This is a genomic window from Nocardia sp. NPDC004340 (genome assembly GCF_053602575.1).
The window spans coordinates 1,005,389-1,027,771 of sequence record NZ_JBSGDW010000001.1 but is presented as its reverse complement, the minus strand read 5'-3'; the positions used below and the strand labels follow the sequence as shown (position 1 = coordinate 1,027,771).

Annotated in this window: 22 protein-coding genes and 4 tRNA genes; 17 read left to right on the top strand and 9 right to left on the bottom strand. The window is 68.5% G+C overall.

Annotated elements, in window-relative coordinates; genetic code table 11:
* Window positions 1–259: 259 nt before the first annotated feature.
* The 3 genes from ACWEOI_RS04525 to ACWEOI_RS04515 all read left to right on the top strand — a co-directional run bounded on the left by ACWEOI_RS04525 (window position 260) and on the right by ACWEOI_RS04515 (window position 2,192).
* A complete protein-coding gene (locus ACWEOI_RS04525) occupies window positions 260–1,438 on the top strand; it encodes an alpha-hydroxy-acid oxidizing protein (RefSeq protein WP_433669794.1) in 1,179 nt (392 codons plus the stop codon).
* 169 nt (window positions 1,439–1,607) lie between these two features.
* A complete protein-coding gene (locus ACWEOI_RS04520; RefSeq protein WP_433673541.1) occupies window positions 1,608–2,042 on the top strand; it encodes a MarR family transcriptional regulator in 435 nt (144 codons plus the stop codon).
* 65 nt (window positions 2,043–2,107) lie between these two features.
* A tRNA-Ser gene (locus tag ACWEOI_RS04515) sits at window positions 2,108–2,192 on the top strand.
* A gap of 59 nt (window positions 2,193–2,251) precedes the next feature.
* Here the strand turns inward: ACWEOI_RS04515 and ACWEOI_RS04510 are convergent.
* Both ACWEOI_RS04510 and hisC read right to left on the bottom strand, forming a co-directional pair.
* The gene (locus tag ACWEOI_RS04510) at window positions 2,252–3,049 is read right to left on the bottom strand and encodes an alpha/beta fold hydrolase (protein WP_452358935.1); all 798 of its coding nucleotides are present in this window, start codon (window positions 3,047–3,049) and stop codon (window positions 2,252–2,254) included.
* 87 nt (window positions 3,050–3,136) lie between these two features.
* Window positions 3,137–4,213, bottom strand: coding sequence for a histidinol-phosphate transaminase (hisC, locus tag ACWEOI_RS04505; RefSeq protein ID WP_452358934.1), 1,077 nt, complete (start codon window positions 4,211–4,213; stop codon window positions 3,137–3,139).
* 187 nt (window positions 4,214–4,400) lie between these two features.
* Between hisC and ACWEOI_RS04500 the strand changes: the two genes are divergently transcribed.
* From ACWEOI_RS04500 to ACWEOI_RS04490, 3 genes are all read left to right on the top strand, one after another.
* Complete coding sequence (locus tag ACWEOI_RS04500) at window positions 4,401–5,093, top strand: dienelactone hydrolase family protein (RefSeq protein WP_433669800.1); 693 nt, start codon at window positions 4,401–4,403, stop codon at window positions 5,091–5,093.
* Between the two features lie 88 nt (window positions 5,094–5,181).
* Window positions 5,182–5,271: transfer RNA gene (locus ACWEOI_RS04495), tRNA-Ser, on the top strand.
* Window positions 5,272–5,307: 36 nt separating this feature from the next.
* Window positions 5,308–5,380: transfer RNA gene (locus tag ACWEOI_RS04490), tRNA-Arg, on the top strand.
* Window positions 5,381–5,435: 55 nt separating this feature from the next.
* Here ACWEOI_RS04490 and ACWEOI_RS04485 read toward each other — a convergent pair.
* The 4 genes from ACWEOI_RS04485 to ACWEOI_RS04470 all read right to left on the bottom strand — a co-directional run bounded on the left by ACWEOI_RS04485 (window position 5,436) and on the right by ACWEOI_RS04470 (window position 8,662).
* The gene (locus ACWEOI_RS04485) at window positions 5,436–6,149 is read right to left on the bottom strand and encodes a maleylpyruvate isomerase family mycothiol-dependent enzyme (RefSeq protein WP_433669802.1); all 714 of its coding nucleotides are present in this window, start codon (window positions 6,147–6,149) and stop codon (window positions 5,436–5,438) included.
* A 26-nt stretch (window positions 6,150–6,175) separates the two neighbouring features.
* On the bottom strand, window positions 6,176–6,844 hold the full coding sequence (locus ACWEOI_RS04480) for a DUF998 domain-containing protein (RefSeq protein WP_452358933.1): 669 nt from the start codon (window positions 6,842–6,844) through the stop codon (window positions 6,176–6,178).
* A gap of 217 nt (window positions 6,845–7,061) precedes the next feature.
* Entirely contained in the window at window positions 7,062–7,481 is a 420-nt protein-coding gene (locus ACWEOI_RS04475) for a DNA mismatch endonuclease Vsr (RefSeq protein ID WP_433669806.1), read from the bottom strand.
* 38 nt (window positions 7,482–7,519) lie between these two features.
* Window positions 7,520–8,662, bottom strand: coding sequence for a DNA (cytosine-5-)-methyltransferase (locus ACWEOI_RS04470; RefSeq protein ID WP_433673542.1), 1,143 nt, complete (start codon window positions 8,660–8,662; stop codon window positions 7,520–7,522).
* A gap of 275 nt (window positions 8,663–8,937) precedes the next feature.
* Between ACWEOI_RS04470 and ACWEOI_RS04465 the strand changes: the two genes are divergently transcribed.
* A complete protein-coding gene (locus ACWEOI_RS04465) occupies window positions 8,938–9,540 on the top strand; it encodes a putative glycolipid-binding domain-containing protein (protein WP_404204459.1) in 603 nt (200 codons plus the stop codon).
* Window positions 9,541–9,546: 6 nt separating this feature from the next.
* Here the strand turns inward: ACWEOI_RS04465 and ACWEOI_RS04460 are convergent, their stop codons facing one another.
* Window positions 9,547–10,497, bottom strand: a complete 951-nt coding sequence (locus ACWEOI_RS04460; RefSeq protein ID WP_452358932.1) for a prephenate dehydrogenase — start codon at window positions 10,495–10,497, stop codon at window positions 9,547–9,549.
* 58 nt (window positions 10,498–10,555) lie between these two features.
* Here ACWEOI_RS04460 and ACWEOI_RS04455 point away from each other — a divergent pair, with 58 nt between their 5' ends.
* The 5 genes from ACWEOI_RS04455 (at window position 10,556) to ACWEOI_RS04435 (ending at window position 12,966) form a co-directional block, all read left to right on the top strand.
* Entirely contained in the window at window positions 10,556–11,095 is a 540-nt protein-coding gene (locus tag ACWEOI_RS04455) for a tRNA adenosine deaminase-associated protein (protein WP_433669809.1), read from the top strand.
* 26 nt (window positions 11,096–11,121) lie between these two features.
* The gene (locus ACWEOI_RS04450; RefSeq protein WP_433594807.1) at window positions 11,122–11,559 is read left to right on the top strand and encodes a deaminase; all 438 of its coding nucleotides are present in this window, start codon (window positions 11,122–11,124) and stop codon (window positions 11,557–11,559) included.
* Window positions 11,560–11,613: 54 nt separating this feature from the next.
* Window positions 11,614–11,701 (top strand) — tRNA-Ser (locus tag ACWEOI_RS04445).
* Window positions 11,702–11,838: 137 nt separating this feature from the next.
* Complete coding sequence (locus ACWEOI_RS04440; protein ID WP_433669811.1) at window positions 11,839–12,402, top strand: hypothetical protein; 564 nt, start codon at window positions 11,839–11,841, stop codon at window positions 12,400–12,402.
* 96 nt (window positions 12,403–12,498) lie between these two features.
* Window positions 12,499–12,966 carry a hypothetical protein gene (locus ACWEOI_RS04435; RefSeq protein ID WP_452358931.1) on the top strand — a complete coding sequence of 156 codons (468 nt, stop codon included), beginning with the start codon at window positions 12,499–12,501 and terminating at the stop codon, window positions 12,964–12,966.
* Between the two features lie 36 nt (window positions 12,967–13,002).
* Here ACWEOI_RS04435 and ACWEOI_RS04430 read toward each other — a convergent pair whose 3' ends face one another.
* Complete coding sequence (locus ACWEOI_RS04430) at window positions 13,003–13,569, bottom strand: TetR/AcrR family transcriptional regulator (protein ID WP_452358930.1); 567 nt, start codon at window positions 13,567–13,569, stop codon at window positions 13,003–13,005.
* A gap of 89 nt (window positions 13,570–13,658) precedes the next feature.
* Between ACWEOI_RS04430 and ACWEOI_RS04425 the strand changes: the two genes are divergently transcribed.
* Window positions 13,659–14,768, top strand: a complete 1,110-nt coding sequence (locus tag ACWEOI_RS04425) for an FAD-dependent monooxygenase (RefSeq protein ID WP_452358929.1) — start codon at window positions 13,659–13,661, stop codon at window positions 14,766–14,768.
* 71 nt (window positions 14,769–14,839) lie between these two features.
* On the opposite strand, the gene ACWEOI_RS04420 is transcribed toward ACWEOI_RS04425, so the two are convergent.
* Entirely contained in the window at window positions 14,840–17,167 is a 2,328-nt protein-coding gene (locus ACWEOI_RS04420; RefSeq protein WP_452358928.1) for an MMPL family transporter, read from the bottom strand.
* 217 nt (window positions 17,168–17,384) lie between these two features.
* Here ACWEOI_RS04420 and ACWEOI_RS04415 point away from each other — a divergent pair, with 217 nt between their 5' ends.
* The 4 genes from ACWEOI_RS04415 (at window position 17,385) to ACWEOI_RS04400 (ending at window position 22,313) form a co-directional block, all read left to right on the top strand.
* Window positions 17,385–17,972, top strand: a complete 588-nt coding sequence (locus ACWEOI_RS04415; RefSeq protein WP_452358927.1) for a TetR/AcrR family transcriptional regulator — start codon at window positions 17,385–17,387, stop codon at window positions 17,970–17,972.
* A gap of 36 nt (window positions 17,973–18,008) precedes the next feature.
* Window positions 18,009–18,548: an Rrf2 family transcriptional regulator gene (locus ACWEOI_RS04410; protein ID WP_433669819.1), complete on the top strand. Its 540-nt coding sequence runs from the start codon at window positions 18,009–18,011 to the stop codon at window positions 18,546–18,548.
* 70 nt (window positions 18,549–18,618) lie between these two features.
* On the top strand, window positions 18,619–20,352 hold the full coding sequence (locus tag ACWEOI_RS04405; RefSeq protein ID WP_433669821.1) for an ABC transporter transmembrane domain-containing protein: 1,734 nt from the start codon (window positions 18,619–18,621) through the stop codon (window positions 20,350–20,352).
* Window positions 20,349–22,313, top strand: a complete 1,965-nt coding sequence (locus ACWEOI_RS04400) for an ABC transporter ATP-binding protein (protein WP_452358926.1) — start codon at window positions 20,349–20,351, stop codon at window positions 22,311–22,313. Before ACWEOI_RS04405 ends, ACWEOI_RS04400 begins: the two co-directional genes overlap by 4 nt.
* Window positions 22,314–22,383: the final 70 nt, after the last annotated feature.

Below are 22,383 nucleotides of genomic sequence, written 5' to 3'. Positions count from 1 at the left end.
TGTCAGGCCACCCTCGGGCGCGGTACAGCATTCTCTCAGCTTCGACCGGCACCGTGTGTGTGGAGGGTTTCGAAAGGAGATTCCATGATCACCACCCTGACCGTTCTCGGCGGCATGGTCATCCTGGCCGCCATGGCGATGTCCGGATTCGTCGCCAACGACGCCCCGCGCGCCCTGGTCCGCGTCCGAAACCGCCGATAGTCCCCGAGTAATTTCGACCCGATACGCAGCCGGGTCGAAGGTACTAGCGTTCCGGGGCATGAGCAGTTTCGTCGACTTCCAGAACGAGATCTATCTCGCCGGTCTGGCGGGCGCTGTCCCGGCGCTCCCGATGACCGCGGCGGGCCTGGAAGAGCGGGCTCGGGAAGTGCTGGATCCGGCGGCCTTCGCTTATGTGGCGGGCAGCGCGTCCTCCGAACGCACCGCGCACGCCAATCTCGCCGCCTTCGAGAAGTACCGGCTGCTGCCGCGCGTGCTGCGCGGCGCGAGCGGGCCCGGCGCGCGCGACCACTCGGTCGAGGTGCTCGGAACCCGGTTGGCCGCACCGATTCTCACCGCGCCGGTCGGCGTGCTGGGTCTGCTGCGCGAGCGCGGCGAGACCTTCGTCGCCGACGTCACCAAGGAACTGGGCATCGGCATGTGCCTGTCCACCGCCGCCTCCTCCACCATCGAGGAGGTGGGCGCCCGGGCCGGGGCCTGGTGGTATCAGCTGTACTGGCCCAATGACATGGAGCTGGCCCGCTCCTTCGTCGAACGCGCCGAGAAGTCCGGCGCCAAGGCCATCGTCGTCACCGCCGACACCCCCGCGCTGGGCTGGCGGCCCCGCGATCTCCAGCACGGCCACCTGCCGTTCCTGCACGGCCAGGGCATCGCCAACTACCTGTCCGACCCGGTCTTCCGGGCCAAGCTGAGCGCCCCGCCGGAGGAGAGCGAGGAGGCGCTGCGCGCGGCCGTGCTCACCTGGTCCGGGCTGTTCGGCAATCACGCGCTGCGCCCCGCGGACCTGGCCCGGCTGCGGGACTGGACCGAACTGCCCATCGCCGTGAAGGGCATCCTGCACCCCGACGACGCCCGCCAGGTGGTGGACGCGGGCGCGGACGCGGTGATCGTGAGCAATCACGGCGGCCGTCAGGTGGACGGGGCGGTCGGTGCGCTGGACGCGCTGCCGACCATCGTGGCCACCGTCGGCGATCGCGCGGACGTGCTCTTCGACTCCGGCATCCGCACCGGTTCCGACGTCATGATCGCGCTGTCGCTGGGCGCCAAGGCCGTCCTCTACGGCCGCCCCTGGGTGTACGGCCTGGGCCTGGCGGGCGCGGACGGCGTGCGCCACGCGCTGCGCTGCCTGCTCGCGGATTTCGATGCGGCCATGGGGCTTTCGGGCTGCCGCGGTCCGCACGAACTGAGCCGGACCATGATCTCGTCCTACCGCGTTTAGCCCGGGCACGCGGAGGAATTCTGCGGGGGGAAACCGCGCGGGACCGCCGAGCTGAGGAGGGGCGATCACACGCCGTCACAACAATGAGCCGGTGGCCGCTGCCGCGGGCCGGAACACGCTCGAACCGAGGTGGCTCACCCCGGAGCAGCAGCGTGCCTGGCGCGCCTACATGGACGGCAGCCAGCGCCTCATGTCCGACCTCAACCGGCAGCTGCAACGCGACTGCGACCTGTCCCTGGCCGAGTACCGCATCCTGACCAAACTCTCCGAGGCCCCCGGCCGCGCCCTGCGCATGAGCGACCTCGCCGACGGCGTGCTGTCCTCCCGCAGCCGCCTCACCCACCAGATCCGCCGTATGGAGGCGCAGCGCATGGTCCGCCGCATCGCCTGCGAGGACGACGGCCGGGGTGTCCTGGCCCAGCTCACCGACGAGGGCCTGTGCCGGCTGCGGACCGCCGCGCCCGCCCACGTCGCCGCGGTCCGCCGGTTCTTCGTGGACCTGCTCACACCGCAGCAGCTGGCCGCGGTGGCCGCGGCCCTGGACCTGGTGAACCTGGCCGCCGACCACCGCGCGGACACCAGGCCGGCCGCCGATCTCGAGTGACCGGCTACGCCGATCCGGAAGCGGCAGGCCGACCGCACGCGCCATCAGTTACCATCAGTCCGCTTGGAAGCGTGGCAGAGCGGCCGAATGCACTCGCCTTGAAAGCGAGCGTTGTGAAAGCAACCGGGGGTTCAAATCCCTCCGCTTCCGCGTGAAGATGCTGGCGGCCAAGGGATTTCACACCCCTTGGCCGTCGGCATTTCGCCTTTCTAGGCGGGCAGATTCGCGAGCCAGTCGCGGATGATCGGGTCGGTGACCTCGGGGTGGGTGAACGGCACCGAGTGCGCCGCGCCCAGTCCCTCGATGGTCTCGACCCGGGTCGGACCGCCCAGCTGCGCGGCCAGTTCCTCGGTCTGGCGGCGGCTGTGGATCTGATCCTGCACCCCGTGCATGAGCAGCGCGGGCGCGGTGATGTCCTTGACCAGGTCGACGATGGACTCACGGTCGATGAGGCAGCGACCGGCCTGCTCGAGCCGGCGCCGGTCCGCGGCGTTCCACTTGTCGAGCCAGTAGCGGCGCTGTTCGCGGGTGCCGCCGATCATCTGCACCGCGATCGGGGTGGCGATGGGCTCCAGCGGGACGTCGCCCAGGATCCACTGGTTCATGATGATCATCTCGAAGCCAACGGATTCCGCGTCGTCGTAAGCGTCGGCCCGGGTGCCGATCAGGGCCAGGCCGCGCACCCGCGCGGGCTGCAGCAGCGCCATGCGCATGCCGATCCAGCCGCCCTGCAGCAGGCCGCCCACGACCAGCCGGTCCAGGCCGAGGTGATCGATGACAGCCCATGCGTCCCAGGCCAATCGCCAGTTGTCGAACGGCTCGGCCGGGTCCTCGGTGTGGCCGTGGCCGCGCGCGTCGATGGTGACGATCCGGTAGTCCGGGGCCAGGGACGCCTCCTGGGCGGCCCACATCTCGGTGTCCTGGAAGAAGCCGTGCATCAGCAGCACCGCCGGGCCGTCGCCGCCGGTGTCGCGATAGTGGATCTTCGCCCCGTCTTCGGTCGTCACGAACGGCATGCGGCGGCGCCCCCTGTCAGGTCTTCGGTTGCGCCGGTGTGGATTCGAGGCGCGTGCCGACCCTAACAGGAACGTGTTCTAGATGAAGCGCGCGATCGTCGCCGGATCGGTGGCGAACTCCAGGAACGCGTCGTTCTCGTGCGGATCGCCCGCCGTGACGCGCACGCCGTCCGCGCCGTAGGGCCGGATGATGACTCCCGCCTCGGTGCTGGCCGCCCCGTATTCGGCGCTGCGGTCGCCCAGCGGCAGCCAGACGAAGTTGGCGTGACTCGGCGGCACCCGGTAGCCCGCCGCCAGCAGGGCGGCGCGCATGCGATCCCGCTCGGCCACAACCGCATCGGTGCGTTCGATCAGCTCCGGCCGCGCCTCCAGCGACGCGATGGCCGCCGCCTGCGCCACCCGGCTCACACTGAACGGGATGTGCACCTTCATCAGCGCGGTGATCACCTCGGGCGCGCCGACCGCGTAGCCGACGCGCAGCCCCGCCAGGCCGTATGCCTTCGAAAACGTCCGCAGCACCAGCACATTCGGGCGTGTGCGGCCCAGTTCGACGCCGTCCGGGAAGTCCTCGGCGGGCATCCGCACGTACTCGAAGTACGCCTCGTCCAGCACCACCAGGACGTCGGAGGGCACCTTGTCGAGGAACTCCACGATCTCGGCCCGGCCGCGCGCGGTGCCGGTCGGATTGTTCGGGTTGCACACGAACACCACGCGGGTCTTCGGGGTGATCGCCGCCGCCAAAGCGTCCAGGTCGTGGGTGAATTCATCGTCCAGCGGCACCTGCACCGCCTTCGCGCCCGCCACCTGGGTGACGATCGGGTACGCCTCGAACGAGCGCCACGCGAACAGCACCTCGTCGTCGGGGTTGCGGCAGGTGATCTGCACCAGCTCCTGGCAGAGCGCGACGCTGCCGCACCCGGCCGCCACGTTCTCCAGCTCCACGCCCAGGAAATCCGCGATGGCGCCGCGCAATTCGATGGCGTGGTTGTCCGGGTACCGGTTGGACAGCTCGACCGCCTCGGCAATGGCCTTGGTCACCGACGGCAGCGGCGGGAAGGTGGTCTCATTGCTGGCCAGCTTCACCGCGCCGGGGTGGGTCTTGCCGGCGACGTATGCCGGGATGGCATCGAGGTCCGGGCGAATGTGCGCGCTCACCCCTCCACCCTATGTCCAGTGCCGGCGGGGTCGCCCGGGGGTGCCGCCCGGTTCGCGCGGACGTCGGCCGGGGTTTGCTCGCCCGCCCCGAGCCGGGCTCGAATCGCACTCGGCTGGAATATCTCCGGCCCTCCTGACCGGCGGAAAGATTTATCCCGTTTTTACCTAGCGCAACTACAGTGGCCCTATGTCGGGCATCTATCGAGAACTGGCCCCTGTGCACGACACCACCGCGATAGCGCTGACCGTGCTCGAACCCGAGGGACACACGCGTGGCGGCATCGTGGTGTTGCACGAATCACGTGAATTCACCGAGCCATTGCTGGAACTCATGCGAGCGCTCGCCGCCGACGGCTGGACCGTCATCGCCCCCGACCTGTTCCACCGCCCCGCCAACGGCAGCCTCGTCGACCGCGTCTTCGGCGACGACCTCTTCGCCGACTTCGACGCCTGCTTCGAGTGGCTCACCGGACACGGCGTCTTCCGCGACTGCATCGGCGTCCTCGGCTTCGACTCCGCCGGCACCGCCGCCGCCCTGGTCGCCACCAACCGCCGCGTCGGCGCGGCCGTCAGCGTCGCCGCCCCCGGCATCGAAACGCCCCTCAACGAGCAGGCCGTCGCCCTGCTCGCCGCCGCGCCCGCCTTCCAGGCCCCCTGGCTCGGCCTCTTCGGCGAGGACGACCCGCGCACGCCGCCCGATCAGGTGGACCGCCTCCGCGAGGCCGCCGCCCGCGCCGACGTCGCCACCCTGGTGGTCACCTACCCCGGTCTCCACCACCGCCCCGACCAACCCGGATTCGACCCCGCCGCCGTCGACGACGTCTCCGTGCTCGACGCACAGACCAGAATCTACGAATGGTTCGACTCGCACCTACGCTGACCAGCCGATTTGGCCTATTGGTCACCCGCTGTGTAATCTTCTGTCCCGGCGGTTCGAAAGGAACCGGCGCCCTCGAAGAGGGGCACCAGGAGGCGTGCCAGAGCGGCCGAATGGGACTCACTGCTAATGAGTTGTCCCTTCACGGGGACCGGAGGTTCAAATCCTCTCGCCTCCGCCACTGCCCGGTACGCCGGGTGGACATTTGAATAGACATGCGCCCGTAGCTCAACGGATAGAGCATCTGACTACGGATCAGAAGGTTAGGGGTTCGAATCCCTTCGGGCGCACAAACAAGTGCCCCACACCAAACGGTGTGGGGCACTTGGCTTTTGGTGGGTGCGGCTACTTCCAGGCGGCGAGGGCGGGGAGATCGCCGGTGAGGTCGGCGCCGGGGGAGCGGCCGATGAGCCAGGCCGCCAGGGACGCGGCTGGGCCGGTGATTTCGGGGCCCTGGGCGCCCACTGCGCCGGTGAAGCCGGTGTCGGTGGCGGTGACCGTGAAGCCCGCGTCGTCGGCGGGCTTCACCTCGCTCAGGGACTGCGCGAGGAGGCGGGTGGTGAACTCCTCGGGCCAGTCGGCGGGGGTGTAGCCGATGTTCAGGTCGACGTGGTGGATCTCCACCTCCAGCAGGCGCATCCAGATGACGCGCATCGCGGGGATCTCGCCGCCCATGCGGTTGCGGACGGTGGCGGTCCAGCTGTCGGCGGGCATGGCCCGGGCCAGGGTCAGCCAGCGTTCGGCGGAGGCGGTGAGGTCCTCGAGTTGGTCGCGCAGCGGGCGCGGCGCACCGGCCTCGATATCGGAGTCGCGGAGGTATTGGCTTGCGTACTGCGGGGTTTCGATGCCGGTGCGGGCCCACAGCAGCAGGTTGACCAGGCTGTCGGCATTGCGGGAGAGGTGCGCGAGCACATGGCCGCGGGTCCAGCCGGGCAGCAGGGAGGGGTCGACGAGGTCGGCCTCGCTGAGCGCGGCGACCGCGGGGAGCAGGCGCTCGGTCGCGGCGGCGACGGTGTCGAGCTGGGCGGCGGTGTCGGCGAGGTGCGCGTCGCTGGTCACGATCCGACCCTAACCGCTGCGGGCGGTCAGCGGCCGGACGAGCGCGCGGTGCGCCGGTGCCGGGACGGCGTCCCGGAATCGCGTTCGGCCACAACGATTTGCACGGCCAGCGCCACCAGCCACAGGGACATGGCCCCGACCTGGATGCGCTGCGCGATGCCCAGGCCGTAGTTGCCGGGCAGGTTGTCGGCGATCAGCATCCACGCGGTCACCACCGAGCCGACGATCAGAATCCACAGCCCGGTGTGTCGCAGGATCGGCCAGCGCCGGTACTTGAACGCGGCCACCGTGAACGCGATCATCGCGATGTAGATGGAGAAGACGGCCAGGGTGCTGGTCAGCGCGTGAATCTGGTGCAGCTGCGGGAACAGCCCGGTGTCCACATAGCGTTTGGGCGCGCCCGGCTCGTCGGGCACGATCGGCCACTGCGCGTCCGCGATGGTGGCCGCGCCGAAGCAGGCCAGCGCCACCCAGCCGATGGTGGAGTAGAGCCGCCGCGAGAACAGCAGCACGCCGCCCAGTCCCGCCACCACCAGCAGCGAGCCGGAGACGGTGTCACCGGTCGTGAAGACCCAGCGGAACGGTGCGCCCTTCTCGGCCAGCTGGCTGAGGAAGGTGTTGGTCGGGTTGCTCTGGATGGGCAGGATGAACTCCAGGACCCAGGAGGAGTAACCGAGTCCGGCGACCGCGATCAAGATCGCGATGAACCATCGCAGTGCCCGTCGCCATCGTGGCTGGAGCACGGTCGTGCTCGGAGCCGCCTCGGCTAGTTTCTGCTCGGTTGGCATCACCGCGCTCGCTTTCGCTGGCCTCGCTCACTCGGACTGCCCTGCCCGGCAGTTATTCGTTCCATCCGGACTGGTCGGGTGGTCCGGTCACCAGTCCATTGTCGCCCATGTACTGACAGCGACCTCACAGCTGGCGCGACAAAGCGGTCATCACCAGGTCGGCAGCCGATTCGGCGGCCTCGTGTTCCCACACCCGCACCACGGTCCAGCCCGCGGCCACCAGCCGGGCATCGGTGTCGCGGTCGCGCGCCACGTTCCCGGCCAGCTTCTCGGCCCACCAGTCGGCATTGTTCTTCGGCCGGGTCGCGTGCTGCGGGCAGCTGTGCCAGAAGCACCCGTCCACATAGACCGCCACCTTCCGCCGCGGGAACACCAGATCCGCCCGCCGCCGCAGTCCCGGCAGCGGCGCCCGGTCCACGAAGTAGCGCTCACCGCGCCGATGCAATTCCCGCCGCAGGGCCAGCTCCGGCTTCGTCCCCACGCGGCGCTGCTTGGCCATGCGGGCGCTGGTCGCCGCATCGGTGCCCGGCCGCGCATCCGTCATCCGGCCATCCTTGCCGCGGCCGGTGCGCCGGGCAAGGATCACGCGGCTTTGACGGGAGCGCCTCCCATGCGCTCCAGATGGTTCTCGACATCGTCGAGGAATCCCTCCGGGAACCGCAGCGAACCCATCTGGGTGCGGCGCAGGAATCCGGCGGTCGCCCGGGCCGACAGCAGCCGGGGATCGTCGAGGAACCAGCGCAGGTCCTCGTACGGCGCGTGAACCGGCCAGGTGGACACCGGAACCCGCCGGACCTCCCCGCGATGCCCCCAGGCCGCGGTCGGCCAGCTGCGGCGGGTCAGCGGTTCGCCGTCGGGGATCGGGTCGTCGGCCGGGTTGGTGACGCGCCCGGCGATCCACTCGGCCATCCGCACGCTCACCGCGTTGCCGACCAGCTTCCAGCGATGCCCGGGGCGCACGCCCGGCACCTCCAGCGCCGGCGTGGTCCAGTCGCGGTCGAAGCCCTGCAACCGCTCCCCGTCGGTGATGCCCGGCGTCACCAGTTCCCCCGACGGCAGCCGGACCGCGGGCGGGCTGGCGATGCCGAGGCCCGAACCGCCCTTCAAGGTGGGCACCGCGTTCACCGCCCAGCCCAGTCCGCGATTGCCCTCGGTCCAGTAGAAGCCGCACGGATCGTGCGCCGGATCGCCGACCTCCCGCGGGCCCGCGTCGGTCCCGAACAGGATGGGCCGCGGATCCTCGGTGCGGGACGCCAGCATCAGCACCCGCTCCCGCCGCTGCGGCAGCCCGAAGGCGCGCGCGTCGACCACGCGATAGGCCCAGGTGTAGCCGAGTTCGGTGAGCGCGTCGGTGATGTGGCGCATGGCCGCGCCGCCGCCGAGTTGCAGCATGAACGGCACGTTCTCGATGAGCAGCCAGCGGGGTCCCCGCCGACGCTTGACCAGCCGGAACACCTCGTCCACCAAACCCGAACGGGAACCGGTGATTCCGGCCGTGCGCCCGGCCTGGGACAGGTCCTGGCACGGGAATCCGGCCGCCACCAGCTCGATCCCGGACGGCAGCGCGCGCAGCTTGGTCACGTCCGAATGCAGTGGCACGCCGGGGAAATGCGCCGCCAGCACGGCCTGCGCACCCGTATCGATCTCGCAGAGCAGTTCACTGCGCCACCCGTGGGCCGCGAGCCCGAGTTCCAGCCCACCGATGCCGGCGAACAGGCCGACCATCCGCGCGCCCGTCACAACAGTCCCTTTCACCCCGGAGTCCCCGTGCCGCAGAGCACGTTACTCGAGTCCCCTCATCCACATCGAGCGCAACGCCCGACAGGGCCGGGCTTCCAGAGCCGGTCGCTATCACTCGGGCGATCGATCGGCGGGCGTTGGCGTGCGGAAACGCCGAGAACCGCTCCGCACCATTGCATGTTGATCACGATGTCCGGTCCCGGGAGTGATACCGGCCGGGGATCTCGGACGAGCCGGGGCCTGCAACTACGGTTATAGGCGTGACGGATAACGGGAGTGAGGACGCCAAGCCGGGAGCGAAGCGGTGGCCGGCCATTCTCACCTGGCGCGCACACAACGCCTCACGCATGGAATCGGTGCGGGTGGTGCTGAGCGGCAACCGGATTCGCGCCGCGGGCCGGATCATCGCCGGCGACTGCGAGGACCATCCCGCGTTCAGCGCGTCCTACGACCTGGTCACCGACGAATCCGGGGTCACCAAGCGGCTGTCGCTGCGCAGCACCCTGGCCACCGGCGAACGCCACGCCTCGATCGCGCGCGACGAGGAGGACTACTGGCTGATCGACGCCGGAAACACCCATGTGCGCTCCACCTTCGGCGGGGCGCTGGACGTGGACGTGGTGCTGAGCCCGTTCTTCAACACGCTCCCGATCCGCCGCTACGGGCTGGCCCGGGCGAGCGAGGACGTGCAGGTTCCGGTCGTCTACGTGCGGCTACCGGACCTGCAGGTGCAGGAGGCCAGCCTCACGTACAGCAGCGGGCCGGACGGCATCCACGTGCTGTCCCCGGTGTCCTCGGCGACCGTCACCGTCGACCAGGACGGATTCCTCCTCGACTATCCGGGCCTGGCCGAACGGATCTGATCCCGGTCAGTCCAGTGAGGTGAGAACGCCGCCGGCGCGCCCGGCGTCGATGAGCTTGGTGAGCCAGTTGCGCTCACCCAGGCTGATGTCGGTGATCGGCCAGCGCTCGTTGTCCTCGTAGTCGGTGCGGGCGTCGTGACCGGCCTCGGTCAGTTCGGCGAGGGTGCCGTTGGCGCGCAGGCTGTCGCGGGCCTGGGTGAGCACCTCGAGGGTGTCGTCCAGGACGTCCAGCAGGGCCGCGGCATTGGGTTCGCAGATGGCGCGGACCAGTTCGGGGGAGGTGGCCGCGACGCGGGTGCCGTCGCGGAAGGAGCCCGCCGCGAGGCCGAGCGCCAGCGGGCCGCCGTTGGCGCCTTCGATGGCGAGAGCTTCCGCGAGCACGTGGGGTAGGTGCGAGATGCGGGCGACCGCGCGGTCGTGTTCCACCGCCAGCACGGGGACCACCACCGCGCCGCAGTCCAGGGCGAGCTGGGCGACGCGCCGGAAGTTGTCGGCGTGCACGCCCGGGTCCACGCTGACCGCCCAGGCGGCGTTCTTGAACAGGTCGGGAGTGGATGCGGCCCAACCGGATTCGCTGGTCCCGGCCATCGGGTGACCACCCACGTAGCGGGCGCTCAGTTCGTGGCGTTGGACGGCGGCCGCGACCGGGGCTTTCACGCTCACCACGTCGGTGAGCACGCAGTCGGGGGCGTAGGTCTTCACATCGGAGAGCACGGCGTCGATGGCGGGCATGGGCACGCCGATCACGATCAGCGCGTCGCGTTCCGCGGCGCGCGACAACACTGCCTCCACGTCGCTGATCACGTCGTAGCCGTCCATCCGGGCGGCCTTGGCGCCGACCTCGGACCGGTTGTAGCCGAAGGCCTCGTAGCCGCCGGCGGCGGTGGCCCGCAGGACCGAACCGCCGATCAAACCGGTACCCAGGACGCAGACAGCTGGTTTCGAAATGCCCGTCATGCGATCAGATTCGCATACGACTTCAACATTTCCCCCGAAGCGGACTACCGTTGCGCGCATGGCAGCACAACGCTCGAGCACGAACAGGGCGGCGTCGGACGACTTCGACGACGTGGAAGGGTTCGCGGTGGCCGTTGTCCGTGAGGAAGCCAACTGGAAGGTGACGCCGCTGAGCGACGCGTCCCTGACCAGTTTGTCCGCGGCCGAAGACGAGTTGCGCGCGCTGCGCAGTTCCGGCGCGGTGTTCGGCCTGATCGACGTCGACGACGAGTTCTTCATCATCCTGCGCCCCGGCCCGACCGGTAGCCGCATCCTGATCTCGGACGCCACCGCTGCCATCGACTACGACATCGCGGTCGACGTACTCGAGGAACTCAATGTCGAGGTCCCCGACATCGACCCCGACGAGATCGACGACGTCGAACCGTGGGAAGAGGGCGACCTCGGCGTCCTCTCCGACCTCGGCCTGCCCGAGCCGGTGCTGGCGGTCATCCTCGCCGAGACCGACCTGTACCCCGACGAGCAGCTCGGCATGGTCGCCCAGCGCCTCGGCTTCGCCAACGAGTTCTCGGCGGTCCTGGACAAGCTCCCGCGTTGACCGACTCGCTCGCCGCCGATGAGGCGATGATGCGAGCCGCCATCGCCGCCGCGGCCGCGGCCGACCCGCGCGACGTCCCCGTCGGCGCGGTCGTCTTCGATGCCGACGGCCGCGAACTCGCGCGCGCCGCCAACGCCCGTGAAGCCCTGGGCGATCCCACCGCCCACGCCGAAGTCCTCGCCCTGCGCGCCGCCGCCCGGGTCCACGGCGACGGCTGGCGCCTCGAGGGCGCCACCCTCGCCGTCACCCTCGAGCCCTGCACCATGTGCGCCGGCGCCCTGGTCCTCTCCCGAGTCTCCCGCGTCGTCTTCGGCGCCTGGGAACCCAAGACCGGCGCCGTCGGCTCCCTCTGGGACGTGGTCCGTGACCGACGTCTCAATCACCGCCCCCAAGTCCGAGCCGGCGTCCTCGAACCCGAATGCGCCGCCCTCCTGGACTCTTTCTTCCAATCCCACCGCCCCTAGCCCCCTCTCCAGCCGATTTCGGATTCCGCCGGGTCCTCCTGTAAAGTCACCACCGGTGGCGTGTCCGAGCGGCCTAAGGAGCACGCCTCGAAAGCGTGTGAGGGGTAACCCCCCTCCGAGGGTTCAAATCCCTCCGCCACCGCTGAGGAGCCCCTCACCTGTACAGGTGAGGGGCTCCTTCTATTTCGAGCCGCCTGCGTGAACGCATCGCCGGACCTTGGCTTCCAGTCGCAGGAAATGCCGTGGCTCCCAGGACCCGCATGAGCTCAGACTGGAGCAGTGAATCCGGTTGTGCAGCAGGTACTTACGCTGGTGGCGGTGGTTTTGGGCGCTGGATCGACGTTCATCGTGACGGCATCGACGGAGCGGGCGAAATGGCGACGGGCCCAGGACGTGCGGTGGGATGACAAGCGGTTGGCGGCGTACAGCGAGTTCGCGAACGCGCTGAAGCAATACGTGCAGGTGTCATATCGGTTGGCGGCGGCCCGCGGCTATCCAGCTGTGGCGCAACCGATGGACATAGAAGTCGGGCTGAAAGCACTGGCGGAGGCAGAGGCTGAGAAGACCGTCAAGTGGGAAGCGGTCCTGCTGCTCGGCTCGCCCGGTGCTGTTGCTGCGGCACGGGCGTGGAATCGTGCGGCGTGGGAGCTCGGTTGGCCTGCGCGGGGCCACGCCATCGACCATGCGGAGTATGTCCGCCAGTACTCGGAGATGGGGCGTCGGCGGAATGAGTTCTACGAATGCGCGCGTGCGGATCTCGGGGTGATCAGTGGTGAACTGCCGCCTGGGGACCAACCCTGGCTTCCGCCCAGCGGTGAGAACCAAGATCCTCCCGTGCCGTAGATCGTTATCCGGACGAAAAGGTTTGCTTAAGCGTTGGCTCGCAGGATTGCTTGCAACGCAGAACTTTCCGTGCGAACGAGCAGCCTGGAGGCTTCGATGTCCTACCCGTACAACCAGCCTGGCCAGCCCTACTGGTATCCCGCGCAGCAGGTGCCGCCGCGTGTGGACAGCGCCGCCGGGGTTCTCGCGGGTGTCGCGGCTCTCGGGTTCGGGTTGCTGACGGCGTTGGGAAGTGCTGCGCAGTACCACCTGTGGTGGAGCTACTCGGATGAGATGCGGAAGCTCATGGGTGTGCTGCCTTCGATGGTGTGCGGCCCGATCGCTGCCTTGCTACTGATCCCCGGCGGCATTTTGCTGCTGCGTCGTACGGCGGTTGGCCGAGTCCTGGTCATTCTCGGCTTCGTTCCGCTCTTCGCCGAACAGGTGCTCGAGTGGCAGAAGCACGTGCCCGCGAGCCCTCTTCTGTTGGCCTGGGTTCTCGGCCTCATGGCCCTCTATCTCGGCGTGGTCATCCTCGCCGCCCTGCCCTCCGTCACCCGCTGGATCAACGCCCGCGAAATGTGAGCCCCGCACTGGGAAACCGGTGCGGGGCTTTCTTGTTCAGGGGCGGAGGCCGTTGAGGAGGAGGTCGAGGACTCGGTTGACGGCGGTGGGGTAGGGCTCGTCGGGGGTGGCGTAGATCTGGAGGGTCATCAGGCGGCCGATGTCGGCTGAGGTGACGTCGGGGCGGAGGGTGCCGTCGTCGTGGGCCTGGGTGGTGAGGCGGGCGATGCGGTCGGTGATGGTGGCGCGGACTTCGGTGAGGGCGGGGTCGGCCTTGATGTCGGCGTGGAGGGTGGGTTCGATGGCGGCGGCGAGGGCGCCGAGACGGAGTTCGGCGCAGGCGCGGAGGAGGCGGGTGAGGGCTTCGAAGGGGGTGGGGGCTTCGCGTTCCGCGGTGGCAGCCAGGTCGGAGAGGGCCGAGAGGTAGGAGTGGGCGGCGGCGGTGATGAGGGCGCCGCGGTCGGGAAAACGGCGGTAGAGGGTGCCGACGCCTACTCCGGCGGCGTCGGCGATGTCCTTCATGGAGACATTGGTGCCCTGTTCCCGGAAGACGAGCTGGGCGGCGGCCAGGATCTGGTCGCGGTTGTTGCGGGCGTCGGACCTGAGCTCGGCCGTTGTCCTCACCTCCGGGATTAAGTGGACGAAATTCTTCCGGTTACTGTACCGTCTGAAAAGTGGACGAAAATCGTCCACTTCGGATGGAGGTGATGACGATGAGCAAGGCCGTGCTGATCTCCGGGGCGGGGATCGCGGGGGCGACGCTGGCGTATTGGATGGGGCGCAACGGGTTCGACGTGACCGTGGTCGAGCGGGCGCGCAAGCAGCGGTCGAGCGGGAACCCGATCGATGTGAAGGGGCCCGCGGTAGAGGTCGTGGAAGCCATGGGGGTGATGCCGGCGCTGCGGGCGGCGGCCTCGGCTGTGGATCGGATGAGCTTCGTGGACGAGACCGGCAGGAAGCGGTCGGGGCTGCGGCTCAGCGCTTTTCAGGGCGGGGCGGGGGACCGGGAGGTGGAGGTCGCTCGGGCGGACCTGGCCGGGATCCTGCTCGGTGCGGCCCGTGACAAGGCCGAAGTCTGTTGGGGAGAGTCGATCTCGGCGATCGCGCAGGATGCGGGCGGGGTGGATATCCGCTTCGAGAGCGGCGGCACCGGCCGCTACGACTATGTGATCGGAGCCGACGGCCTGCATTCGAACGTCCGGCGGCTGGTCTTCGGCGACGAGGCCGGATTCATCCGGCATATGGGCATGTACGCCGCCACCCTGCCCGTTGATCGGATCTTCGACGACGAACGTGAGGTGGTCATGTTCAACTGGCCGGGCCGCGCGATCACCGTCCATCCGTCCAACGGGAAAGCCGTGGCCGCCTTCATGTTCCGGCAGGCGGCCGTTCCCGGCTTCGACCACCGAGACCTCGTGCAGCACAAACGCCTGGTGGCAGCCGCCTTCGCCGGCCGCACCGGCATCTTCACCGGTCTCCTCGACCAACTCCAGGCCGCCGACGACATCTACTTCGACTCGGTGAGCCGAATCAGCCTGCCGCACTGGTCGATCGGCCGCATCGCCCTGCTCGGCGACGCCGGATCCTCCCTCTCCCTGTTCGGCGACGGCTCCACCCTTGCGATCTCCGGCGCACATACCCTGGCCGAAGAACTCACCCGCACCCCCGACGACCCCCGGCAGGCACTGGCGTCCTACGAGCGCCGCCACCGCAAGCTCGTCGAACCCAAGCAGCGCGGCTTCCGCGCCGCCACCGCCCTCATGGTTCCCGGCACCGCCGCCGGCATCGCGCTCCGCAACACCGCCGTCCGCTTCCTGCGCTGACGACCAAGGCGCGCAGACGAACTCGGCCCCCACCCGGAATCCGGGTGGGGGCCGAGCATTCAACGCGTCGATCAGCCGATCGTGGCGTGTTCCTTCGCCTCGGCGGGGACGGTGGACTGCTTCAGCTCGGTGAGCTTGGCGCCCTCCACGTCGATGTCGGGGAGGATGCGATCCAGCCACTTGGGGATCCACCACGCCGAGTCGCCCAGCAGGGCGAGCAGCGACGGGATGAGCACCATGCGCACGATGAAGGCGTCGAAGAAGACGCCCGCCGCCATGGCGAAGCCCATGGACTTGGCCACCACGTTGTCCTGCAGCATGAACGCGCTGAAGACCGAGATCATGATGATGGCCGCGGAGGTCACGACGCGGGCGCCGTGGTGGTAGCCGCTGATCATGGCTTCCTTGGCGGACTTGCCGTGCACGTACTCCTCACGCATGCGGGTCACCAGGAACACCTGGTAGTCCATGGCGAGGCCGAAGACCAAGCCGATCAACATGATCGGCAGGAAGCTGACCAGCGGGTGCGGTTCGACCAGGCCGAACTTGCCGTCCTGGAAGATCAGCACGGTCGCGCCGAAGGTGGCCGCCATGGAGAGCAGGAAGCCGAGCGCGGCGGTCAGCGGGACCAGGATCGAGCGGAACACCAAGAGCAGCAGGATGAATGCCGCGCCCGCCACGATCGCCAGATACGGGATGATCTTGACCAGCAGGGCCTGCGACACATCCGCGAAGATCGCGGTGGTGCCGGTGATGCCGTATTCCATGCCGTACTGGGACTTCAGCTCGGACTCCGCGTTGCGGGCGTCCTTGACCAGGTCCTTGGTCTCCTTGTTGTTCGGCCCGGCGTGCGGGACGCCGGTGAACATCGCGGCCTGACCGTCCTGGCTGTGCTGGGCCACCGTCAGGTAGTCCATGCCCGGGTAGTGGGCCAGCTTGTCGCGCAACGCGTTCAGCGCCTCGGTCCGCTGGTTCTCCGGGGTCTTGCTGAGGTCGACCACCACCATCAGCGTGCCGTTCGAGCCCTCGCCGAAGCCCTCGGTCTGCAGGTCGTACGCCTTGCGGATGGTGCTGTCGTGCGGCATCGAGTCGCCGCCGGGCAGACCCAGCTGCAGATTCACCGCGGGGGCGGCGAGCAGACCGAGCAGCACCACGGAGATGCCGAGGGTCAGCGCGGGCGCCTTGCCGATGAGACGGGCGAAACGCTGGCCGTTGGTGACCGACGAGTCGTCCTCGGGATCGTGCTGGGCGACCAGCGGCAGCTTCGGCTTGAACAGGAAGCGGCCGAACGCGCCCATGAGCGCGGGCATCAGGGTGACGGCCACCAGCACCGCCATGGCCGCGGAGACGGCGCCGAAGATACCCATCGAGGTGAGGAAGCTGACCTTCACGAAGGTGAGACCGGCCAGCGCGATGATGACGGTCAGACCGGCGAAGATGACGGCCGAGCCCGCGGTGCCGACCGCGGTGCCCGCGGCCTCCTCCGGCGAATTCGACACGGCCAGTTCGTGTTTGTACCGGGAGACGATGAACATGGCGTAGTCGATGGACAGCGCCAGGCCGATCATGGAGGCCAGGATCGGGGTGAAGGTCGGCACGGTCAGCCAGTGGGTGCCGAACATGATGACGGAGATGGCGGTGCCGACACCGACCAGCGCGGTGAGGATCGGCACGAAGGCCGCCACGATCGCGCCGAACGCGATCACCATGACCACCAGCGCCACCGCGATGCCGATCATCTCCGAGGCGCCGCTGGAGCCGCCCGGATCCTGGGTGATGGAACCGATGAGTTCGACCTGCAGGCCGGCCGCGCGCGCGTCGTCACCGACCTTGTAGGCGGCGTCACGGTCTGCCGCGGTGAGGTCGGAGTACTTCGGGATCGTGTACTTGACCTGCATGGTCGCGACCGAGTCCGGGTGCTCCTTGTTCAGCACGTTCAGCGGTGCGCTCGAGCAGTTCGCGGCGAAGGCCGGGTTGGAGCGGTCGGCGGCGAGGCAGTCGATTCCAGCGCGCTCACCGATCTTCTTGGTGATCTCGACCGGGTTCATCAGCGGCGCGGACTTGTCGATGATGTCGAGTGCGCCGAGCTTGGTGACGAAGGCCTGCAGCGCGGCCGCGTTGCCGGGGTCGGTCAGCTTCTGACCGTTCGGCGCGGCGATCACATAGGTGCCGTTGACGGCATTCTGGTCGAAGCCGGCGGAGGCGCCCGGGAAGTGCTCGTCGAGGATCTTGGTGGCCCGCTCGGACGGCAGGTCCGGCATGGTGAAGGAGTCCTGGAACGGCTTGGCCAGCGAACCGCCGACACCACCGATCACGAACAACGCGGCGATCCACGCCGCGATGACGATCCATTTACGGCGGAAGGCGAACTTCCCCCACCGATAGAGGTATACGGACACGAGGGGTCTCCTGGGCGATGGTTTGTGCGGGCTGAACAGGGGTGCTGGTGTGCGAGCGCGTAGACAACACTGCCGCCGGGAGCTACCGCTCCCCGCCTTCACGAAACGAAATCTGCCTACCGTGCGGTAGGTAGACTACCGAGGAGCTAAGTGGAGGAACAACCTCGACTCTAGGTGGCGTTGATCGCATTTCGAGCGCGAGTGAGAGGATGTGCGCATGGGTGGCCAAAACGGTTCCGGGACCGTTGTCGCAGGTAGAAGCACTAAAGACGCGATCCGTGACGCCGCTCTGCAGTTATTCGCCAGCAAAGGGTTCGACCACAGCAGTTTGCGCGAGGTCGCCGATGCGGTGGGAATCACAAAAGCCTCGCTCTACTATCACTATGCCTCGAAGGTCGATCTCCTGGTGGCGATCATCGAGCCGATGTTCGACGAAGTGCGGGATCAGGTCGCGAGCCTCGACAACCTGCCCGCAACTCCCGACAACGTCCGAGCGGTGATTCGCGAGCGGCTGCACTCCACCCTGGCCAACCGTCAGGTGGGCGCGCTGTGCATGCGCGACACGGTCGCCATCGTCAACGCGCTCGGCAATCGCTACCCCGACATGATCGAGCTGCACCACCGCATGTGCCGGTGGATGGCGGGACCCGATCCGGACGCCGACACCCTGTTGCGCGCCGCCACGGCCATGCAGGTGCTCAGCACCGCGATGATGACCCAGGAGATCGTCCCGGACATGGATGTCGACCACGTCGAGACGACCCTGCTGAATGCCGCACTCGGTGTGCTGTATCCAGCGCGATAGGGTTTTCACACCACCGGTCCGATATCAGGAGTTTCCGTGCACATCACCGCGAAGGTCGATTACGCGGTGCGCACCCTCGTCGAAATCGCGAAGGGGCAACCGGATTCGGTGAAGGCCGACGCGATCGTCGCCGCCCAGGACATTCCGCCGAAGGTGCTGGAATCGGTGGTCGCGGATCTGCGCAAGGGCGATCTGGTGATCAGCCGCCGCGGTCCGGACGGCGGTTACCGGCTGGCCCGCCCGGCCGCCGAGATCAGCATCGCGAATGTGATCCGCGCCGTGGAGGGCCCGCTGGCCTCCGTGCGCGGGCAGCGGCCGGAGGACGTCAGTTATTCGGGCGCGGCCGAACCGCTGCAGCGGGTGTGGATCGGTCTGCGGGTGAACATCCGTTCCGTGCTCGAGCGCGTCACCATCGCCGATATCGCCCACGACTTGCTCCCGTCCTTCCTGGACGAGCTGTTGCACGACCCGGACGCCTGGACCCGCCGCCCCCGCCCGGCGGGTGGCACGGTCGCGGCCGCGCCCGCGCAGCCCACCGCGGGCGAGTGGCGTGATCTGGATCAACCCGACATCTAGCGGGGCGGACCCAGCGCCGCCGGAAAACGTCACGGCGAGCGTCCGAGGATGGCGGTAGCCTGCCAGCATCATGTTGATCCGACTTCTACGCACCTCCATGCGGCCCTACCGCAATCAGTTGGCGGGGGTCGTCGTGCTCCAGCTGATCTCGGTCATCGCCATGCTGTATCTGCCCACCTTGAACGCCGACATCATCGACCGGGGTGTCACCAAGGGCGATATCGGCTACATCTGGTCCACCGGCGGCTGGATGCTGTTGGTGACCGCCATCCAGATCATCGCCCAGGCCGCCTCGGTCTACCTGGGCGCCCAGGCCGCCATGGGCGCGGGCCGCGATATGCGCGCGGCCCTGCTGCACCGGGTGGGCACCTTCTCCGCGCGCGAGGTCGGCGTGTTCGGCGCGCCGTCGCTGATCACCCGCAATACCAATGACATCGGCCAGGTGCAGCTGCTGGTGCTGATGAGCGCGACCATCCTGGTGATGGCCCCGATCATGTGCATCGGCGGCATCTTCATGGCATTGCGCGAGAGCATGCAGCTGTCGTGGCTGCTGTTGATCGCGGTGCCCGCGCTGGCCCTGTCGATGGGCTTCATCATCACCCGCATGGTGCCGGGCTTCCGGCGCATGCAGGACCGGATCGACGCGGTGAACCGGGTGCTGCGTGAGCAGATCACCGGTATCCGCGTGGTGCGGGCGTTCGTGCGCGAACGTCAGGAGACCTGGCGTTTCGGCGTCGCCAACAGCGAGCTGACCGAGCAGTCGCTCTACGTCGGCAAGTACATGGCCCTGATGTTCCCGATGGTCATGCTGATCTCGAACGTCACCACGGTCGGCGTCATCTGGTTCGGCGGCCACTCGATCGACAACGGCGACATGCAGATCGGCACGCTCACCGCGATGCTGGCCTACATCATGCAGATCCTGATGGCGGTCATGATGGCCTCCTTCCTGGCCATGATGGCCCCGCGCGCCGCGGTCTCGGCCGAGCGGATCAGCGCGGTGCTCGACACCGAGTCCTCGGTGTCGGAGCCGCGGCTGCCGCAGGCGTTCAAGGACGACCCGGGCAAGGTGGACCTGCGGTTCGCCGAGTTCAAGTTCCCGGGCGCGGAGAAGCCGGTGCTGAAAGCCATTCGCTTCCAGACGAAGCCGGGCACCACCACCGCCATCGTCGGCGCGACCGGCGCGGGCAAGACCACCCTGATCAACCTGATCCCGCGGCTCATCGACGTCACCGACGGCGCGGTCCATGTGGGCGGCACCGATGTCCGGGAGCTGGGGCTGGAGACGCTGCGCACCGAGATCGGCCTGGTCCCGCAGAAGGCGTACCTGTTCTCGGGCACGGTGGCCTCGAACCTGCGCTACGGCAAGCCGGACGCCACCGACGAGGAACTCTGGCACGCGCTGGAGATCGCGCAGGCCGCCGACTTCGTGCGCGAGATGCCGCAGGGGCTGGAAACGCCTGTGGCGCAGGGCGGTACGACCGTCTCCGGCGGTCAGCGGCAGCGCCTGGCGATCGCCCGCGCGCTGGTGCGCAAGCCGCGCGTCTACCTGTTCGACGACTGCTTCTCCGCCCTGGACGTCGCCACCGACATGCGGGTGCGCGAGGCCCTGAAGCCGGAGACCGCGAACGCGTCGGTCATCATTGTGGCGCAACGGATCTCGACCATCCGCGACGCCGATCAGATCGTGGTGCTGGAGGACGGCGCGATGGCCGGCATCGGCACCCACGACCAGTTGCTGCTCGACTGCAACGAATACCGCGAGATCGTGGAATCGCAGTTCAGCGCGGAGGAGGTGCGATGAGGCCCGGAGCCCCCAATCCCGGTGCGCCGGACGCGAAGGCGAAATCCTTCGGCCCGTCGCTGAAGCGCCTGCTGCGCATGCTCGCGCCGGACAAGGCCTACCTGGCGGTCGTGTTCGTGCTGGCCGTCGGCTCGGTGGTGCTCAACACCCTGGGTCCGCAGATCCTCGGCAAGGCCACCAACCTCATCTTCGACGGTGTGGTCGGCAAGCAGCTGCCCGCCGGGCAGAGCAAGGACGAACTGGTCGAGGGCTTGCGCGCGGGCGGCAACACCACCTTCGCCGACATGCTCGCCAGCATGGACGTGATCCCCGGCACCGGAATCGATTTCACCGCCGTGGGGCAGGTGCTGGCCTGGGTGCTGGCGCTCTACATCGGGTCCGCGCTGTTCGGCTGGCTGCAGGCACAGCTGCTGATCGTGGTGCTCAACCGCACCGTGAAGCGGATGCGCGCGCAGATCGAGGAGAAGATCCACCGGCTGCCGCTGCGCTACTTCGACTCCATGCCGCGCGGCGACGTGCTCTCGCGTGTCACCAATGACGTCGACAATGTGGCGCAGACACTGCAGCAGACCATGTCGCAGCTGATCATCAATGTGCTGTCGGTGATCGGCATCCTGATCATGATGTTCTGGATCTCCTGGATCCTGGCCCTGATCGCGCTGCTCACCGTGCCGCTGGCGGTCATCGTGACCGCGCAGATCGCCAAGCGCTCCAAGCCGCACTTCGTGGACCAGTGGAAGTACACCGGCGAGGTGAACGCCCAGGTCGAGGAGGCCTTCACCGGCCACGAGGTGGTCAGCGCATTCGGCCGCGTGCGCGAGGTGGGGGAGAAGTTCGACGAGACCAACGCGAAGCTCTACGACTCCTCGTTCAAGTCGCAGTTCATCTCCGGGCTGATCATGCCCGCCATCATGTTCCTCGGGAACCTGAACTACGTCCTGATCGCCGTGGTCGGCGGTCTGCGGGTAGCGTCGGGTCAGCTGTCGCTGGGCGAGGTGCAGGCGTTCATCCAGTACTCGCGCGGGTTCACCCAGCCGCTCACCCAGATCGGTTCGATGATGAACCTGCTGCAGTCGGGTGTGGCGTCGGCGGAGCGGATCTTCGAGATCCTCGACGCCGAGGAGCAGTCGCCGGACCCGGATCCGGAGGACTCGCGGCCGCTGGAGCGCGGGCGGGTCGCGTTCGAGGACGTGTCCTTCCGCTACGAGCCGGAGACCCCGGTCATCGATGACCTCTCGCTGGTCGCCGAGCCCGGTCACGTGGTGGCCATCGTCGGGCCGACCGGTGCGGGCAAGACCACCCTGGTCAACCTGCTCATGCGGTTCTACGAGGTGGATTCCGGCGCCATCACCATCGACGGCGTCGACATCACCGCCATCACCCGCGACCACCTGCGTTCGCGCATGGGCATGGTGCTGCAGGACACCTGGCTGTTCGGCGGCACCATCCGCGAGAACATCGCCTACGGCAATCCGAACGCCTCCGAGGAGGACATCCTCGAGGCCGCCCGCGCCGCCTACGTGGACCGGTTCGTGCACGCGTTGCCGATGGGCTACGACACGGTCATCGACGAGGAGGGCTCCGGCGTCAGCGCCGGTGAGAAGCAGCTCATCACGATCGCCCGCGCGTTCCTGGCCAAGCCGTCCATCCTGATCCTGGACGAGGCCACCAGCTCGGTCGACACCCGCACCGAGCTGCTGGTGCAGCACGCCATGGCGGCGCTGCGCCGGGACCGCACGAGTTTCGTGATCGCACACCGGCTTTCGACGATCCGCGACGCCGACACCATCGTGGTGATGGAGAAGGGCAGGATCGTCGAGCAGGGCACGCACGAGAGACTGCTCGCGGCCCGCGGCTTCTACCACCGGCTCTACAACGCCCAGTTCGCCGCCGCCATCACCGACGGCGAGGGCAACAATGTGGACGATCCGGAGCCCGACGCGGTCGTCCTCACCAAATGACCCGACGCTCCGCCGGCCTGGCCCGCACACCACGGTGTGCGGGCCGGGTCACTCTTCGCGGAGCGAAGAA

Bases quoted from the DNA above. Each gene is read 5' to 3' on its own strand.
- ACWEOI_RS04475 (WP_433669806.1), bottom strand. From the start codon at position 7,481: ATGACGGATGCGCGGCCGGGCACCGATGCGGCGACCAGCGCCCGCATG.
- ACWEOI_RS04520 (WP_433673541.1), top strand. From the start codon at position 1,608: ATGGACGGCAGCCAGCGCCTCATGTCCGACCTCAACCGGCAGCTGCAA.
- ACWEOI_RS04470 (WP_433673542.1), bottom strand. From the start codon at position 8,662: ATGGTCGGCCTGTTCGCCGGCATCGGTGGGCTGGAACTCGGGCTCGCG.
- ACWEOI_RS04425 (WP_452358929.1), top strand. From the start codon at position 13,659: ATGAGCAAGGCCGTGCTGATCTCCGGGGCGGGGATCGCGGGGGCGACG.
- ACWEOI_RS04405 (WP_433669821.1), top strand. From the start codon at position 18,619: ATGTTGATCCGACTTCTACGCACCTCCATGCGGCCCTACCGCAATCAG.
- ACWEOI_RS04400 (WP_452358926.1), top strand. From the start codon at position 20,349: ATGAGGCCCGGAGCCCCCAATCCCGGTGCGCCGGACGCGAAGGCGAAA.
- ACWEOI_RS04435 (WP_452358931.1), top strand. From the start codon at position 12,499: ATGTCCTACCCGTACAACCAGCCTGGCCAGCCCTACTGGTATCCCGCG.
- ACWEOI_RS04450 (WP_433594807.1), top strand. From the start codon at position 11,122: ATGATGCGAGCCGCCATCGCCGCCGCGGCCGCGGCCGACCCGCGCGAC.
- ACWEOI_RS04415 (WP_452358927.1), top strand. From the start codon at position 17,385: ATGGGTGGCCAAAACGGTTCCGGGACCGTTGTCGCAGGTAGAAGCACT.
- ACWEOI_RS04500 (WP_433669800.1), top strand. From the start codon at position 4,401: ATGTCGGGCATCTATCGAGAACTGGCCCCTGTGCACGACACCACCGCG.
- ACWEOI_RS04455 (WP_433669809.1), top strand. From the start codon at position 10,556: ATGGCAGCACAACGCTCGAGCACGAACAGGGCGGCGTCGGACGACTTC.
- ACWEOI_RS04460 (WP_452358932.1), bottom strand. From the start codon at position 10,497: ATGACGGGCATTTCGAAACCAGCTGTCTGCGTCCTGGGTACCGGTTTG.
- ACWEOI_RS04525 (WP_433669794.1), top strand. From the start codon at position 260: ATGAGCAGTTTCGTCGACTTCCAGAACGAGATCTATCTCGCCGGTCTG.